Origin of the sequence: Polynucleobacter asymbioticus QLW-P1DMWA-1, from assembly GCF_000016345.1 — a bacterium.
In the GTDB taxonomy this organism is placed as follows: Bacteria; Pseudomonadota; Gammaproteobacteria; order Burkholderiales; family Burkholderiaceae; genus Polynucleobacter; species Polynucleobacter asymbioticus.
In genome coordinates, this window is record NC_009379.1 from 844,686 (window position 1) to 860,703 (window position 16,018).

The 16,018-nt window shown below is 45.7% G+C and carries 18 protein-coding genes and 1 tRNA gene; 9 read left to right on the forward strand and 10 right to left on the reverse strand.

Annotated features, from left to right (window positions below):
* Positions 1 to 75: 75 nt before the first annotated feature.
* Complete coding sequence (locus PNUC_RS04420) at positions 76 to 1,308, reverse strand: cupin domain-containing protein (RefSeq protein WP_011902693.1); 1,233 nt, start codon at positions 1,306 to 1,308, stop codon at positions 76 to 78.
* 51 nt (positions 1,309 to 1,359) lie between these two features.
* Between PNUC_RS04420 and PNUC_RS04425 the strand changes: the two genes are divergently transcribed.
* Positions 1,360 to 1,965, forward strand: a complete 606-nt coding sequence (locus PNUC_RS04425; RefSeq protein WP_048812240.1) for an FKBP-type peptidyl-prolyl cis-trans isomerase — start codon at positions 1,360 to 1,362, stop codon at positions 1,963 to 1,965.
* Positions 1,966 to 1,968: 3 nt separating this feature from the next.
* On the opposite strand, the gene cysE is transcribed toward PNUC_RS04425, so the two are convergent.
* On the reverse strand, positions 1,969 to 2,727 hold the full coding sequence (gene cysE, locus PNUC_RS04430; RefSeq protein WP_011902695.1) for a serine O-acetyltransferase: 759 nt from the start codon (positions 2,725 to 2,727) through the stop codon (positions 1,969 to 1,971).
* A gap of 23 nt (positions 2,728 to 2,750) precedes the next feature.
* A complete protein-coding gene (locus tag PNUC_RS04435; RefSeq protein WP_011902696.1) occupies positions 2,751 to 3,503 on the reverse strand; it encodes an RNA methyltransferase in 753 nt (250 codons plus the stop codon).
* A gap of 127 nt (positions 3,504 to 3,630) precedes the next feature.
* Here PNUC_RS04435 and PNUC_RS04440 point away from each other — a divergent pair, with 127 nt between their 5' ends.
* Positions 3,631 to 4,419, forward strand: coding sequence for an inositol monophosphatase family protein (locus tag PNUC_RS04440; RefSeq protein WP_011902697.1), 789 nt, complete (start codon positions 3,631 to 3,633; stop codon positions 4,417 to 4,419).
* Positions 4,420 to 4,463: 44 nt separating this feature from the next.
* On the opposite strand, the gene PNUC_RS04445 is transcribed toward PNUC_RS04440, so the two are convergent.
* Genes PNUC_RS04445 through PNUC_RS04455 form a run of 3 tightly spaced genes read right to left on the reverse strand, consistent with a single transcriptional unit; the run spans position 4,464 to position 6,572 of the window.
* A complete protein-coding gene (locus PNUC_RS04445; RefSeq protein ID WP_011902698.1) occupies positions 4,464 to 5,252 on the reverse strand; it encodes a UDP-2,3-diacylglucosamine diphosphatase in 789 nt (262 codons plus the stop codon).
* Positions 5,249 to 5,752 (reverse strand): peptidylprolyl isomerase, encoded by a 504-nt coding sequence (locus PNUC_RS04450; protein ID WP_011902699.1) that lies wholly within the window; start codon positions 5,750 to 5,752, stop codon positions 5,249 to 5,251. The genes PNUC_RS04445 and PNUC_RS04450 overlap by 4 nt, the downstream gene beginning before the upstream one ends.
* A gap of 4 nt (positions 5,753 to 5,756) precedes the next feature.
* Positions 5,757 to 6,572, reverse strand: coding sequence for a tetratricopeptide repeat protein (locus PNUC_RS04455; RefSeq protein ID WP_011902700.1), 816 nt, complete (start codon positions 6,570 to 6,572; stop codon positions 5,757 to 5,759).
* An 87-nt stretch (positions 6,573 to 6,659) separates the two neighbouring features.
* Here PNUC_RS04455 and cysS point away from each other — a divergent pair, with 87 nt between their 5' ends.
* The 7 genes from cysS (at position 6,660) to PNUC_RS04490 (ending at position 13,485) form a co-directional block, all read left to right on the forward strand.
* On the forward strand, positions 6,660 to 8,081 hold the full coding sequence (gene cysS, locus PNUC_RS04460) for a cysteine--tRNA ligase (protein WP_011902701.1): 1,422 nt from the start codon (positions 6,660 to 6,662) through the stop codon (positions 8,079 to 8,081).
* A complete protein-coding gene (locus tag PNUC_RS04465; protein WP_011902702.1) occupies positions 8,081 to 8,737 on the forward strand; it encodes a DNA-3-methyladenine glycosylase family protein in 657 nt (218 codons plus the stop codon). The genes cysS and PNUC_RS04465 overlap by 1 nt, the downstream gene beginning before the upstream one ends.
* Positions 8,738 to 8,746: 9 nt before the next feature.
* On the forward strand, positions 8,747 to 9,718 hold the full coding sequence (locus tag PNUC_RS04470; protein WP_011902703.1) for an acetyl-CoA carboxylase carboxyltransferase subunit alpha: 972 nt from the start codon (positions 8,747 to 8,749) through the stop codon (positions 9,716 to 9,718).
* Positions 9,684 to 11,012 (forward strand): tRNA lysidine(34) synthetase TilS, encoded by a 1,329-nt coding sequence (gene tilS / locus PNUC_RS04475; protein ID WP_011902704.1) that lies wholly within the window; start codon positions 9,684 to 9,686, stop codon positions 11,010 to 11,012. Before PNUC_RS04470 ends, tilS begins: the two co-directional genes overlap by 35 nt.
* 50 nt (positions 11,013 to 11,062) lie before the next feature.
* Positions 11,063 to 12,313: an aspartate kinase gene (locus tag PNUC_RS04480; protein ID WP_011902705.1), complete on the forward strand. Its 1,251-nt coding sequence runs from the start codon at positions 11,063 to 11,065 to the stop codon at positions 12,311 to 12,313.
* Between the two features lie 69 nt (positions 12,314 to 12,382).
* A tRNA-Ser gene (locus tag PNUC_RS04485) sits at positions 12,383 to 12,477 on the forward strand.
* A gap of 240 nt (positions 12,478 to 12,717) precedes the next feature.
* Complete coding sequence (locus tag PNUC_RS04490) at positions 12,718 to 13,485, forward strand: metallophosphoesterase (protein WP_011902706.1); 768 nt, start codon at positions 12,718 to 12,720, stop codon at positions 13,483 to 13,485.
* Positions 13,486 to 13,514: 29 nt separating this feature from the next.
* Here the strand turns inward: PNUC_RS04490 and PNUC_RS04495 are convergent, their stop codons facing one another.
* The 4 genes from PNUC_RS04495 to PNUC_RS11200 form a co-directional block, all read right to left on the reverse strand.
* Positions 13,515 to 14,822: a type II toxin-antitoxin system HipA family toxin gene (locus PNUC_RS04495; protein WP_011902707.1), complete on the reverse strand. Its 1,308-nt coding sequence runs from the start codon at positions 14,820 to 14,822 to the stop codon at positions 13,515 to 13,517.
* Positions 14,822 to 15,163 (reverse strand): helix-turn-helix domain-containing protein, encoded by a 342-nt coding sequence (locus PNUC_RS04500; RefSeq protein WP_011902708.1) that lies wholly within the window; start codon positions 15,161 to 15,163, stop codon positions 14,822 to 14,824. The genes PNUC_RS04495 and PNUC_RS04500 overlap by 1 nt, the downstream gene beginning before the upstream one ends.
* A gap of 159 nt (positions 15,164 to 15,322) precedes the next feature.
* Positions 15,323 to 15,649: a tyrosine-type recombinase/integrase gene (locus PNUC_RS04505; protein WP_143070031.1), complete on the reverse strand. Its 327-nt coding sequence runs from the start codon at positions 15,647 to 15,649 to the stop codon at positions 15,323 to 15,325.
* 11 nt (positions 15,650 to 15,660) lie between these two features.
* The gene (locus tag PNUC_RS11200; protein WP_048812086.1) at positions 15,661 to 16,014 is read right to left on the reverse strand and encodes an Arm DNA-binding domain-containing protein; all 354 of its coding nucleotides are present in this window, start codon (positions 16,012 to 16,014) and stop codon (positions 15,661 to 15,663) included.
* Positions 16,015 to 16,018 lie beyond the last annotated feature (4 nt).

Here is a 16,018-nt window from a genome sequence, read left to right on the forward strand (position 1 = left end):
TCGATAATTGTTGTTGGAGAACCGAGGGCAAATCCCTAGGTGAATTCCAGTATTTATTATAGCCATCTCTAGATCTCATTCTTCAAAAATGAGCCAGCCCGACAGGTATGCTTCATAGAGGCTACTTTTATCAATATTTTGAAGGGATTTAGTGCGTAACCTCTTTTGGGCTGAGAGGGATCTCCAAGCATCCCCAATCCTCGGTCCTTGGTCTTGAGTCATGCTTTCCCCGTTGCAAAAAACTTGCTTACCAAGGCTCAAAATGCGGGTTTGAGGGTGCGGAAGGAGATTCTCCCTGCTTAGGCGAGCTAAGAAAGCTTTGGGTTTTAATGGGCTATTTGGGCCATCAAAAATGGCTTGTTGCTTAGGTTCGGAGAGGTAGGCTGTTATTCCGGGCAAGAAGCTATCTATTTGGTCTAGCTTCAATTTGTGCAGTTGGCCCTTTAATTGGGCGATAAGCTCGTCTGGCAGCTGTTCAGCGCTTGCGGTGGCTTCTTGCTTTGGATCGGCAAACTTCTGCTCCAATTCTGGCAGATTTTCGAGGGACTCCGCTAAACGCCATAGGCCTTCTTGGAGCAGCTCTTTAAAACTTGGGGAGCGAAATCCAATAGACCAAGTTTGGCAACCGGCATCTAGTGCAATCCCATCATGAGCAACGTGAGGGGGGAGATAAAGCATGTCGCCTGGCTCAAGAATCCAGTCCTGCTCAGAGCGAAAGTGCTGCAATATTTTTAACGGTAACTTTGGATTCAGGCTTAAGTCTTTTTGCTCAGAAATATGCCAATGCCTTCTTCCTGACATTTGCATGAGGAACACATCGTATGAATCAAAGTGCGGTCCAACGCCACCGCCTATACCTGCAACGCTAATCATGAGGTCATCTAAACGGGCATCGGGGATGAAACGAAACCACGATAGTATTTTTGCTGCAGCTGGATGGTGAGCTTCCATGCCCTGCAACAATAAAGTCCAATTGGGCTTGTTAATAGCAGGGATGGATTTTTTTGCAAATGGACCATGGTCAAAACTCCATGGTTTAGAGCGAATGAGACGAGACTCAACAGTATCTTGAGTCGATAATTCTGCTAGCTCCGGAAAGGAGATGGGGCTCTCTAAAGCTTCCCCATTTTGATTGGTTAGGGAAAATGCAGGTATAGCTCCACGAATCAGTAAAGGCTTCTTATGCCAGTACTGCTTCATAAACTGTTCGGGACTAATACCGCCAAATAATGCCCAGGGTACGTTTAATGGCAGGTTTTGAGGGGCTTGCGGTGGCTGATAGGGTTTGCTCAAGTAAAATGAACTCATAAGTAAAGGCTAGTGATAACTCATTAAAAACAAATGTACGACAAATTGCGCATGAAGATTGAAAAAAATACTATCGTATCCCTACGTTACAAGTTAACCGATGCACAGAATAATGTCATCGAGGAGCCTGATTCTCCGATGGTATACCTGCACGGTGGGTATGAAGGCACTTTTCCTAAGATTGAATCTTTGCTAGATGGCCAGGATATTGGTTATGAGGCAACGATTCAACTGGAGCCTAATGAGGCTTTTGGTGAATATGATCCTGAGTTGCTCAAGATTGAGCCGCGTACCCGTTTTCCGGAGCCTTTGGAAGTTGGAATGCAGTTTGAAGGCGTGCCTGATGCGGATGTTAGTGATACTGAAGCCACTACCGATCATTCGGACGCAGATGATGAGCCACTAATTTATACGGTGACTGATGTGGCAGATAACCAGGTGGTCTTGGATGGCAATCATCCTCTAGCTGGTATGGCCTTGCGTTTTTGGGTTCAGGTAGAAGATATTCGTGCAGCTACTGAAGAAGAAATTGAAAATCGTCACCCGGATGGCGGCGAGAACTTCACATTTGGTATGCCAAATGAAGAGGATGATGACGATGACTTTCCAGAAGGCATCTCAGGCACACCAAGCTCAGGCCCGCGCACCCTACATTAATCTTTACTCTTTAAGCCATTCTTTTATGGCTCCTAGATCTCGCTTGGTATCACTTGAAACGGTTGCATCCGCAGAAGAGTTGCTCAGTTTTGCGATGACTTTTTCAAGTTGCGCAATTTTGGCCTCTTGTTCAATGGTGGCATCAATTAAACCCTTGAGTGCCATAGAAACTGGGTCGTCAACATTGGGCGTCACACCATAAGCAGAAAAGTATTCTTTAGTTTTGCTGTCTGCGCTTTGCGGTAAATCCGGATGCAAGATGCGCGCAGGAATACCCACTGCAGTTGCACCAGGAGGAATCTCTTTGAGTACTACTGCATTTGATCCGATACGTGCACCGTCGCCTACGGTAAACCCGCCTAGTACTTTTGCACCAGCACTAACAACAACGCCTTTGCCAAGAGTAGGATGGCGTTTAACACCTTTGTATAAGGATGTTCCGCCTAAAGTAACACCTTGGTAGATAGTGCAGTCATCGCCAATATCAGTAGTCTCGCCAATTACGATACCTAGGCCATGATCTAAAAACACTCTACGCCCAATTTTTGCGCCTGGATGAATTTCTATTCCGGTGAGAAAGCGGGAGAACATGGAGAGCACACGAGCGATCCATTTCAGACCAATGTTCCATAAGAAGTGAGAGACGCGATGCAGCCATACGGCATGCAAACCTTGATAGCAGGTAATCACCTCAAGGCGATTTCTTGCGGCAGGGTCTCTGACGATGATGGAGTCAACTTGTTCGAAAAGGGAATTAAACATGGATTGATTTTAACGGGGCTTGCTTATTTTCTCAGAAGCATCTGTTTGGCGATGCCTCGCAATAGATCGATTTCTTCCTTACGCAAGCGGCTGCGGGCAAATAAAGCCTGGAAGCGGGGCATTAGCTTCTTAGGGTGGGCTGGATCTAGATAACCAATTGCCTCTAAACCCTCTCGCCAGTGCTCGAGCATGGCTGCTACGGCAATAGGGTCGGCAAAATCAACGCCGTCATTGATATCCGCTGACGTGAGGGTGGTTTGAGTACGGTTTTCAAAGGTCTCTCTGAGCGCATATGCGCACACCATGAGGGCTTGAGCTAGGTTTAAGGAGGGGTAGTCAGGATTAGCGTTCAGCCAGACGCGATGAGTGCATAAAGCAAGATGTTCGTTTTCTAGCCCAGTTCTTTCGGTCCCAAATACCATGGCCACTTGACCTTGATTGGCCACGGTTTCTGAAATCAGTGCTCGGGCAGACTCCCAATCTAGAGCGGGAGGGCCAAATTCACGATCTCTGCTAGTAAGGCCTAGGACTAAAGAACAGTTTTGTACCGCATCTTCCAAGGATCCTGAGACTGTAGCAGTCTCCAGAACATCGACTGCACCACTTGCTAAGGCAATTGCTTCGGCTTGAGTGCTGATGTCTAGGGTCTTTGGATTTACTAAGCGTAAATCGTGAAAACCCATTGTCTTGAGTGCTCGAGCTGCTGATCCGACATTTCCGGGGTGGCTGGTCTCGACTAGTACCCAGCGAAGGAATTGGGATTGATCGATATTCATGGGTTTTTATATGTTTGAAGCGGGGTGGCTTAAGCTTATCGTTTAGAATCAGAGTATTAGCTTCGTATTGTCGTGCAGTTTAGGCAATATTACAGGCTCGTTCTTATTTAATTTGTCCACCAATAATATGCATCCCATGTTAAATGTGGCCGTAAAGGCCGCCCGTCGCGCAGGAACCGTCATCAACCGTGCTTCTCTCAATTTAGAGCGACTGCAGGTTGATCGCAAGCAACACAATGATTTTGTGACTGAGGTGGACAAAGCTGCTGAGGCAGCAATCATTGAAACGCTGAGTGAAGCCTATCCCACGCATGGATTCTTGGCTGAAGAAACAGGTTCTCATAATGAAAATGCTGAAAATATTTGGATCATCGATCCATTAGATGGCACAACCAACTTTATTCACGGCTTTCCGCAATATGCAGTCTCCATTGCCTTAGCGGTTAACGGAGTGACCCAACAAGCCGTGGTCTACGACCCGACGCGTGATGAGTTATTTACTGCAACCCGTGGAGCTGGTGCGTATTTGGATCGTCGGCGTTTGCGTGTTGGTTCTCAAGATCGTTTAGCAAACTCTTTAATCGGTACAGGCTTTCCTTATCGTGAAGATCAAGATCTTGAGAAATACCTCAAGATTTTTGCTGAGATGTCCCGTCAATGTGCGGGTTTGCGTCGCCCAGGTGCCGCATCATTAGATTTAGCTTATGTGGCTGCTGGTCGTTACGATGGCTTTTTTGAAAGTGATCTGAAGCCATGGGATATGGCAGCAGGCGCTTTATTAATTACTGAAGCTGGCGGACTGATTGGTAATTACCGAGGTGAAGAAGGCTTCTTAAAGAGTGGTGAGGTGATGGCTGCTAATCCGCGAATCTTTGCGCAAATGGTGCAGTTGCTCTCCAAGTATTCTGCGACATAACCAGCTACTGCTAGAGCACCTAAATAGATGATCTGATTAAGCTTTTAAGTCTTAATCAGATCAAGCGTACGCACACCTTGGTTGTTGATTAAAAGCGCATTTGATCTTGGTGAAGTGCTTTCTGGATGATCCAAATCCCAATCAGATAGAACCCAGCGTTGCCAACGTTGCTCACCTAAATGTTCATGATGATGATTGGGCAAGTGAGTATGTCCGTGTATCAAATTGCTTCCAGAGTGGGCGCGTAATATTGCCCCGCATGCCTCTAGCGTCACATTCGTTTTGATTTGATTTTGAGCGTAAGAATTTCTGATGCCGCGCTGGTATTGCGCATGGCTATTGCTACGCAAATGGTTAGCAATGGCCCGACGCCAAGAAACAGGTAGCTGGAAAAATAATTTTTGTACCCAGGACTTTCTAACCCAGGTGCGAAATACTTGGTAGCCTACATCGGCAGTGCATAACGAATCACCATGGCAGAGAACGTATTTCTCGCCAGAAATTTCAACTACTGTTGGGTCGGCTAGCAATGTCATGCCAGTCTTTTTGAGGAAATCAGAACCTATTAAAAAGTCCCGATTGCCGTGCATATAAAACGTTTTTGTTTTGTTCGCTAGGTTTGCGAGAGCGCGCTTCACTTCTTGTTGAAAAGGAGATTGGGAAGAGGCATCATCCCCGACCCAATACTCAAATAAATCACCCAGAATAAAAACAGCATCTACTTTGGGTGCATCTTTTTCACAAAAGTCAAAAAAACGCTGCGCCGTCAAGGGCATTGACGGCGTCAGATGCAAATCTGAGATAAAAAGGGCGCTTGCGAATTGCAGACTCATTCCTCGAGAACGGTGGCCTTCTCAATCACTACATCCTCAGCAGGCACGTCTTGATGAAATCCTGAAGAGCCTGTTTTTACTTTGCGAATAGTGTCTACAACATCAAGCCCATCAGTGACTTTGCCAAATACTGCATAGCCCCAGCCTTGTGCAGTTGGTGCGGTATGGTTTAAGAAATCATTGTCATTGATGTTAATAAAAAATTGTGCAGTTGCTGAATGCGGATCGCTAGTGCGAGCCATTGCTACTGTACCGCGATCGTTCTTGAGGCCATTGTTAGCCTCATTTTCAATTTCAGCACCAGTAGACTTTTGTTTCATGCCAGCAGTCATGCCGCCGCCTTGAATCATGAAGTTATCAATGACACGATGAAAAATAGTGCCATCGTAATGACCGCTTTTTACGTACTGTAAAAAGTTTGCAACGCTTTTTGGTGCTTTAACGGCATCGAGTGTGAGGGTGATGTCGCCTTTATTGGTTTTAAGAAGTACTTTCGCCATTGTTCTATTTACTTTCTGGTGAGTTAGTGGGGGAATTCATTGTTGGTGTATTGACTGCTCTAGCCTGAGGCTTTAATAGATTCATTAATGCCTTGGCGCGATTAGCATAAAGGCGTTGATTTAGTTGGGTGTTTTGGGCAGCATCCTCATAGGCTTTAGCCCCTAAGCGCACATAAACCTCACCTAAGTTTGCCGAAGCAATGCTATAGCTTGGGCGCAACTTGAGAGCAAGCTCTAAGTAGTCTCTTGCTTCTATCCATTTGCCTTGGTTGGCTGCTATAGCAGCGAGGTTGTTGTAGGGTTCAGGTAATTCTGGGAATTGCTGGGTAATTTCAATTAAGGTTTTCTTGGCCTGGTCGTAGTCACGCATCTCAATTTGAATACGCGCCTTAACAAAGCGAAGCTGAACATTGCGTGGATTCTTTTTAAGATGTGTATTAATTAAATTAATCGCATCTGGATATTTGCCGGCCTTAACAAGTTTTTCTACATCTGATGGCACGGCATTTTTAGTGACGGGGTCCGGTTCAATAATTAAAAAAGAGAGAAAAGGAATGGCAACTGTTTCAGAGAGTTCAGGATTCAGAGGGTCATATGGCGAGTCTGTAGACAATCTTGGGGCGCCTGGCGCTCCATAGGCGCCTAAATAGGCCTGGGGTTGTGCTTCAGGTGACTTAGCATCTTGCTTATTAACAGCAGCTATTTCTGTATCGGCCAGTTGTTGGCCTGGGGTGCTACACCCTGATATAGCCAAAATACTGGCTGCAATAGCAAAAGCCTTAAAAAAGGCGGGGATAGGTGCTTTGAGGGTGGCAAACATAAGGGAAGGGGTGAAAAACTGGCTCATTCGATATACTCAGCGCTCAGTCTAACAAATTGGCGCTAGTTGCCTCACCTTTATAGCCCTATGCTGCAAATCTATAACACCCTTAGCCGTTCAAAACAGGTATTTAAGCCCATTGTGCCGGGCAAGGTGAAGATGTACGTCTGCGGCATGACCGTGTATGACTTCTGCCATATAGGCCATGCCAGGGTCATGATCGTATTTGATATGGTAGTCCGCTGGTTACGGGCCAGTGGGTATGAGGTCCAATATGTGCGCAATATTACCGATATTGACGACAAAATCATTAAGCGCGCGCTTGAAAATAGCGAGCCCATTTCTGCCTTAACAAACCGCTTCATTGCTGCTATGCATGCCGACTCGGATGAGCTTGGCTTAATGCATCCAGACCAAGAGCCACGTGCTACTGATTACATCCAACAGATGCAGGGAATGATTGGCAAGCTGATTGAAAATGAATTGGCTTACCAAGGCGAAGATGGAGACGTCAATTTTGCAGTGCGTCTCTTGCCCCGGTATGGTCAACTCTCAGGCAAGACCTTGGATGAGCTCAATGCTGGTGAGCGCGTAGCAATCGGTGGAGGAAAACGAGATCCACTTGATTTTGTTTTATGGAAAAGCGCTAAACCAGAAGAGCCAGCAGATACCCGCTGGAATTCACCATGGGGTGAAGGTCGTCCTGGTTGGCATATTGAATGTTCAGCAATGTCATGTGACTTGCTAGGAGCGCATTTTGATATTCATGGGGGCGGTGCTGATTTACAGTTCCCGCATCATGAGAATGAGATTGCGCAAAGTGAAGGTGCTTTGTATGGACAAAATCGCCAAGAGAATGATGCGCCTTTTGTGAACTACTGGATGCATAACGGACACATTCGTGTCAATGAAGAGAAAATGTCCAAGTCTTTGGGTAATTTCTTTTTGATTCGAGATGTATTAAAAAGTTTTGATCCAGAAGTAGTGCGCTTTTTTATGCTCAAAGCACATTACCGCAGCCCTATTAACTACAGTGATGCTCAGCTTGAAGAGGCGCGTTCAGGATTAACCCGGTTATATACCGCTTTAACCCATATTCCCGAAGTTGACACGGTCCCGATCGATCTACAGAACCCTTGGGCAAAACGCTTTGCTGATGCCATGAATGATGACTTCAATACCCCCGAAGCCATTGCGGTACTGTTTGACTTAGCAAGTGAAGTCAATCGCGCTCAGGGTGCCGAAAAGCAAATGCTTGCTGGTTTGTTGAAGTCTTTAGGTGGGACCTTGAATTTTTTGCAACGTGATCCGACTAACTTTTTGCAAGCAGGATCAAAGGATCAATCCGGTCTAAGTAGCGAGCAAATTGAAGAACACATTGCTGCACGTGTTGCTGCAAAGCAGGCTAAAGATTTTGCAAAAGCAGATGGCATTCGTAAAGCGCTACTCGAACAAGGAGTGGTTCTGGAAGATAAGCCTGGCGGCATCACAGAGTGGCGTAGAGCTTAGTGACAGTTAATAAAGAAGTGGTCTTAATAGAAGAGATAGCCCCTGAATATTGGGAGCAAGCTTGTGGCGAACTCATGAAGCATGATCGCATTCTCAAAAAATTGATTCCAAAATATGGCTCGGGTTTTTTGGTGACACGTGGCGATGCATTTACGACTTTAGCCAGGGCAATTGTTGGCCAGCAAATTTCTGTTGCTGCTGCACAAGCGGTTTGGGATCGTGTTCTTACTGCTAGTAAGAAAAAAGTAAATCCTAAAAATATCCTAGAACTGACTGTTGAAGAATTACGGGCAGCCGGTTTGTCTGGGCGTAAGGTGGAATACATCCGAGATTTAGCGGATCACTTTGCTTCGGGAAGGCTTCATGCCAGCCAATGGAAGGATATGGACGATGAGAGCGTTATTAAGGAATTAAGCTCAATTCGGGGGGTTGGACGCTGGACAGCCGAAATGTTCCTTATTTTTAATATGGTTCGCCCTAATATCCTCCCTCTTGATGATGTTGGTCTAATTAAGGCTATTTCCCTTAATTACTTCAGCGGAGAGCCTGTGAGCCGCCATGAGGCTAGGGAAGTGGCCGCAAATTGGGCTCCTTGGCGCACGGTTGCGACCTGGTATATGTGGAGAAGTATCGACCCCATCCCGGTTGAATATTAAAATCAGACTATGAAAACGACTTTCCTGGATTTTGAGCAACAAATCGCTGAATTAGAGTCAAAGATTGAAGAATTGCGTTTTGTGCAAGATGAGTCATCGGTAGATATTTCTGATGAGATCAAAACGCTTTCTGAAAAGAGTTTGCAACTCACTAAAGATATCTATGCCAATTTAACGCCATGGCAGGTATCTCAAGTAGCGCGTCATCCACAACGTCCTTATACATTGGACTATGTTGGCGGATTATTCACGGACTTCCATGAGCTGCATGGAGATCGAACATTTGCCGATGACCAATCCATTATTGGTGGACTAGCACGCTTCGATAGCCAACCTTGTATGGTGATTGGCCACCAAAAGGGTCGTGATACTAAAGAGCGCGCACTGCGTAACTTTGGTATGAGCCGACCTGAGGGATATCGCAAGGCAATGCGCCTAATGCGTCTAGCTGAAAAATTCTCTATCCCAGTATTTACTTTTGTAGATACACCGGGCGCATTCCCTGGTATCGATGCAGAAGAGCGCAATCAATCGGAAGCGATTGGGCGCAACTTGTATGTTCAAGCGGAGCTCACAGTGCCTATCATTGCCACCATCATTGGTGAGGGTGGTTCAGGCGGTGCTCTAGCTATTGCAATGGGTGATGTGGTCTTGATGTTACAGAACTCTACTTACTCAGTAATTTCACCAGAAGGTTGCGCATCTATCCTTTGGAAAACTGCTGATAAAGCATCAGAAGCTGCTGAGCAGTTGGGCCTAACCGCACAACGCATTAAGGCTCTAGGTTTAATTGACAAGATTGTGGCCGAGCCTATTGGTGGCGCTCATCGTGATTACGATGTGATGATGGCCAATATGCGTAAGGCACTTTCTGATTCACTCAAAACTTTCGATGGCATGAAAGAAGATGCATTACTTGAGCGTCGCCATGAGCGTCTAATGAGTTATGGCAAGTTCAAGGAAATCACAGTCAAAGCTTAAGTCGCAAAAACGAATTGCGGTCGCCCTCAGTGGTGGCCTCGATTCGGTTGTATTGCTCGACACTGTTTGCAAAGCGCAAACAACATACAAAGACTCTCCCACAGAAATCTGGGCTTTTCATATTCATCATGGTTTGCAAAAGCCGGCGGATGATTGGCTTATCTTTTGCGAAAAGCTCGCAAAAAAATACAAGATTGGTTTTGACTTTCGCTTGCTACACCTCGCTCAAGATACAGATCAGGGTAATGTAGAGGCGAGAGCAAGGGCTGGGCGTTATGAGGCTTTAGCAGAGCTCTGTGTTGAGTATGGTATTGGGGATTTACTATTGGCGCACCATCAAAACGATCAAGCAGAAACAGTGTTGCTGCAATTGTTACGGGGTGCTGGCGTAGCCGGCTTATCTGGCATGCCTCATGAGCGCGAGCTTACTCATGATCAAAGCCGCATTACGCTTTGGCGCCCTTTACTGAATCAAAGCAGGGCTGAGTTAGAGGTCTATGCAAAGGCAAATAAGCTTAAATGGATTGAAGATCCGAGCAATCAGAAGACTCAATTTCGTCGTAATGCAATTCGTAAGCAGATTATTCCTCGCTTAGAAAAAATTCAGCCAGCAGCAGTTGCTAATTTAGCGCGTAGTGCAAACCTCATGAGTGAAGCGCAAGCTTTGTTAGACCGACTCGCTAAAGAGGACGGTAAATCAATACTACTTAAAGATGGCGTAGCGATAAAGCCATTACTCATTTTGGCTCAGTCGGATCTGGGAGCAGCCAATAATGTTGTGCGTTATTGGCTAAAAACACATCAGTTGGGTATGCCTTCACAAGAACGCTTGCAAGCATGGTGGCTTGATTTACAAAATACAAGGCAAGATGCTCAGCTTGAGTGGCTTCATGATGGAGTGAGTCTGAGAGTATGGCGTGGCCACTTACAGGCCATCACCAAGACTTCTGGACGGTGGATTTTTCAAGCCATTCCTAGCAAAAGTCAAAGACTAGGCTTAGCTGCCGCATGGGTAAAAAATGCCCAAGAAAATGGACGGGTGGAGTTCCGCATGCGGTCTGGTTCAGAAAAAATCCAAATCAAACCCAATAGTCCACGCAAAACCCTCAAAAACCTGTTCCAGGAGAGCGATATCCCGCCTTGGCAGCGTCAGGCACCTTTGCTCTATATCGAGGGCGATCTCATTGCTGTGGCTGGTATTGGCCCCAGCCATCCCCATCTAGTCAATTCTGGCGCGCGAGTTTGGCCGGAGTGGCAAGAGAGTGCTTTGCCGTTACAAAACCCTGTAAAATAAGGCCTTTTTAGATCCTCGGGAATGTATTTCTCGGTTAACAGACGGTTTTTATGGCTCTTATCGTTCATAAATATGGCGGCACCTCAATGGGCTCGGTTGAGCGCATTGCAAATGTCGCTAAACGCGTAGCCAAATGGATGCGTGCTGGCCACCAAGTGGTGGTTGTACCTTCTGCTATGTCAGGCGAAACAAATCGCTTACTAGGCTTAGCAAAAGAAATTAATCCTGAAGCAAAACCGCGCGAGTTAGATCAAATTGCTTCTACTGGTGAGCAGGTCAGCTCTGGTTTATTGGCTCTTGCCTTGATGCGCGAAGGTATTGATGCGGTGAGTTATGCAGGATGGCAGGTAACCGTTCACACTGATTCAGCATTTACAAAAGCGCGCATTAAAAGCATTGATGATCAAAAAATTCTGAATGATTTGAACGCTGGTCGTGCGGTAGTAGTGACTGGCTTTCAGGGCGTTGACCCAGATGGCAACATTACGACTTTAGGTCGCGGTGGTTCAGATACGTCGGCTGTAGCAATGGCCGCAGCCCTCAAGGCTGATGAATGCCTCATCTATACGGACGTAGATGGTGTTTACACCACTGACCCCCGTGTTTGTGAAGATGCACGTCGTTTAGATAAGATTACCTTCGAAGAGATGCTGGAAATGGCCAGCCTAGGTTCCAAGGTGTTGCAAATTCGTTCAGTAGAGTTTGCTGGTAAGTACAAAGTTAAAACCCGTGTTCTGTCTTCTTTGACAGATCCGTTGATGCCCCTTGATCAAGAGATGAAGTCGGGCACCTTGATTACATTTGAAGAGGACAGCACTATGGAAGCCGCCGTTATTTCTGGCATCGCCTTTGCGCGTGATGAAGCCAAAATTACCGTTTTGGGAGTTCCTGATCGCCCAGGTATTGCTTATCAAATCTTGGGTCCGATCGCTGATGCGAATATTGATGTGGACATCATTATTCAAAACCAATCCGTAGAAGGTAAAACGGACTTTACCTTTACAGTGCCTCGCGCTGACTATCAAAAAGCTTTGGATATTCTCAGAAACAATGTGCAAGCCCACATCGAAGCAAAAGAAATTTCTGGAGATCCAAAAGTTTCTAAGGTTTCAGTTGTTGGCGTTGGTATGCGTTCGCATGTTGGCATCGCTAGCAAAATGTTCCGTACCTTGTCAGAAGAGGGTATCAATATCGTGATGATCTCCACGAGTGAAATCAAGATTTCCGTTGTGATTGATGAGAAGTACATGGAATTGGCGGTACGTGCCTTACATAAGGCTTTTGAGCTAGATCAGAAGTAAGAAAAGAGCAAAAACCCCTCAGAAACGGTTATCCGTTAAACTGTGGGGCGTTGTAGTGGTAAGAAATACGGAGACGTGGCCGAGCTGGTCGAAGGCACTCCCCTGCTAAGGGAGCATCGGGGCTAAAACTCTGATCGGAGGTTCGAATCCTCTCGTCTCCGCCAGCACTTTTGGCATTTTTTCTTCTTTTTACCATGCGCAATATAGACTTAGCCCCCTAACCGGGGCTTTTTCTTTATCACTCCCGCTTACCAGTATGCTTACCACCCAAACAATATGTGATTGCAAATATGTGGCTAATACCAATTAAGCTAACAATCGCTTATTACATCCTGATGGCATGGTTAATTAATTGAATACACTAGATTTCAATATAAAAGCCAAGATCGCGTCTTATCCAATTTATGAAACTTCATGTACTGAGTGATTTGCATCTAGAGTTTGCTGACTTTACCCCCGTATCAAATACAGCAGATGTCATTGTCCTGGCGGGTGATATCGGCCTTCGCGCGGAAGGTGTAACTTGGGCCAGGAAATCTTTTCCGGATCAAGAAATTATTTATGTGGCTGGCAACCATGAATTCTATGGCTCTCAGCGTTCTCATGTCATTGAGGACATCCAAAATACATGCGCAGAAAACGGCATTCATTTCCTAGATGACGATGGGATTGAGCTTCATGATCCCCAATCAAATACTCCCGTCCGTTTTTTAGGGGCTACGTTATGGACGGACTTTTTATTATTTGGCGAAGATCTTAAATCTAAATGCTTATCGTATGGCGAGCTTTACTTAAATGACTTCAGAAGAATCCGTGACGGAGGCAGAAATTTTTCTCCAAAAAAGTCTATCCAATTGCATGAAAAGTCACTGGCTTGGCTGCAAAAAGAATTAGAGAATCCGTTTGATGGCAAGACGGTAGTGGTTACCCATCACCTACCTTCAATGATATCGGTTGCACAGCGCTATAAGCCCGATCTACTATCCGCCTGTTTTGCCTCCGAGTTAGCGCATCTCTTTGGAAAGATGTCTTTATGGATTCATGGGCATACGCATGATTCCTGTGATTATCAAACGAATGGCACTAGAGTGGTTTGTAATCCTCGCGGTTATGTGCGATCTAACCATGCTGAGAACCCAGCATTTAATCCATCTTTAATAATTGAAATCTAGTGACCCACCATACGCTTCATAATAAGCGCTTAGTTTTTGGCTAGGGTCTTGATTAATTCAGGGCTGCAAATATCATCGATACGCCTAAAGGCTAGAGAGATTCCTTCGATTTGATCTGCAACAATTCCAAGGCTTTCAAAGTGCGTTTTCCATTGCCTGGTTACTCGCCATACGCGATCGATAATGGAGCTTGCTTGCTGCGCAGATAGGCCGAAGCGCTCTTTAGCACCGTAGGCATTATCGAGCGTGGCCAATTTACCTTGAGGTCCAACGCCTAGATGTTGATAACGCTCACTTGCAATGACCGCATGAGGCATCACATCATAGAGTGGACTTAGACTCCAGCCTTTAAGCTTATGATTCCATAAGAATGCATGATTGCGTAGATGATCATCATCGTTACTAACAAAAATATTAAAGATCATGCGTGCATATAGTTCTTCAATATCAGCTTTGACTGTTTGAACCACGCAATATCTGCGGATGGTATCCGCAATATCCATATAGCTTTTTGTGTTGGATTCTGATTCGTGACAGGCAACTAAGGTGAGGGCGCTAACGACATGATGACGAATTTCTACTGGCCGAGCAAAAGCAGTCCAAGAGCGATCAAAGCGTTTGACCATCAACACTTTTTTCTTGCCAACTTGTTCTAATTGAGTTTGCGCTACATTAAGACCGGCTAACTGCGCAAGTTTGAGTGTGGCGTATTCAATGCTCGGCACATCTAAAGCGCCATCATTGTTGCCTGGAAACTTAGCCATCCATAAAATGTTTTCATCATCGCGCACGCTTGCCTTAGGGCGCATGCCCCCAAGACCGCTACCCACAATCAAAATTCTGGATAGTGCTTCTGATACTGGCAAGCCCGCCTCAATCTTTTGCGCACCCTCGAGTACGTATGACAGATTGTGTATACTTTCGTGAGCAGGGCACTCCTCTTGATCTAAAGAAGATCGAATGTCTAAAGCCCCAACACGATCACTACCTGCTTCGAGTAGATAGGTTGATTCTGGAAGGCTATTGGCTGGAACCTTAAGCCTAGCTTCAATCACTCTTCTTCCCCAGGAATCAGGAGCAGCATCCCGAATTCCACCAAAGGCCTCTAAGCCATTAGGTGGAACGAGGCGTTTGCCTTTGATCTCTCTTTTATTCCTAAGACTAAGGGCGACTGGATCCACTTCTTGTGCGTTGCTCCTATCTAAGTAACGCAAGCCATAAGCAAATGATGAGGCAATAAGTCTTGAGCCTTCCTCATCTACTTGCAGTTGTCCTGCTGGTACAAATTCACCATCAAGATTGGCAAAGACAAAAAGATCCTTAGTGGTATTGGCCATCAGAAATCAAGCGCTTTCATTTCCGCTGCACTTAAATCACGCACGCGTTGTGGACGTGAGCGACGCTCTAAAGCAATGATCGCAGGATCATCTCCGCTTAATAGTTGCAATAAGTTCATGCCTGGAGCAATTGCATCTAAGTAACGCAAGAGCGCGCCAATGGCTACACCAGGATCACCCTTTTCAATGCGCTGTGCAGTAGCGCGAGATAGGCCGGCACGGACTGCTGCTTCACCTTGGCGAACACGACGCGCAAGACGCAAAGAAACAAGGCATTGCGCTATTTCAGCGGATTGGCCAAGTTGCTTTGATGCTAGGGTCAGTTCTTGATCTACGCGCATAGTTGCCTCATGCATTTTGTTAAGTATGAGGCGTTAATATACCTGTTTATACGCTATAGGTCAATAAATATGACTCATAAATAAGTCTTTAAGTATTTTAATGACTTATATATAAGTCTTTTAATGGTTTACAGTAGAAAATTTAGGCTTGTAATTCCGTCAAAGGGACACCTCTTTACCGGACAGATTCTCCATGCGTTTTTCTATAAAGCCCTCCCAGTCGCTCATCAAGCAAACCCGTTTTTCTAGCTGATCTTGCCTTCTATAGGCCGCTTCTACCTTATTCTGAATCGTATGCGCTAAAGCTAACTCAACAGTCTCATTCGAGTATTCAGTAGTCTCGGCAGCCCAGTCACGAAATGTTGATTTAAAACCATGTGGCACAAAGTCTGCGTACTTAGGCATCTTTCTCATCATGGAGAGCAGAGCCATATTGGATAGAGCGCGCTCCTTATGGAGAGAGCTAGGGAATAAATAAGAGTTCACTCTGATTGTCTTCAGATAGTCGAGGATTCCTTTACGCCCAATTTCTTTTCTTGGTGCTGGTCAATGGGATCAAGCCCATCAAAAATGGCTCTTCTGAGGCCTAAAGACTTTTGTCTGGCATTGGCTAATGAGCAAATATCAAGAGATCCCAGACCCATTGCCCGTCTTTTGCCGCTAACTAGACTGGTAAACCTATAGAGCCAACTTCGGGAAGGTTCGTCGGAGCCCGCGAATACTCTCAAGTACAAACCCCTTGTTTCTAGGTCGGCATACCATCTTGGTTGGTGAATGGCGAGAATCCCTCTGGCTGTAAATCTGGTGAGTTTTAGCCCTTTTATTTCTCGTCCGCCATTACTTATGCCCATAATT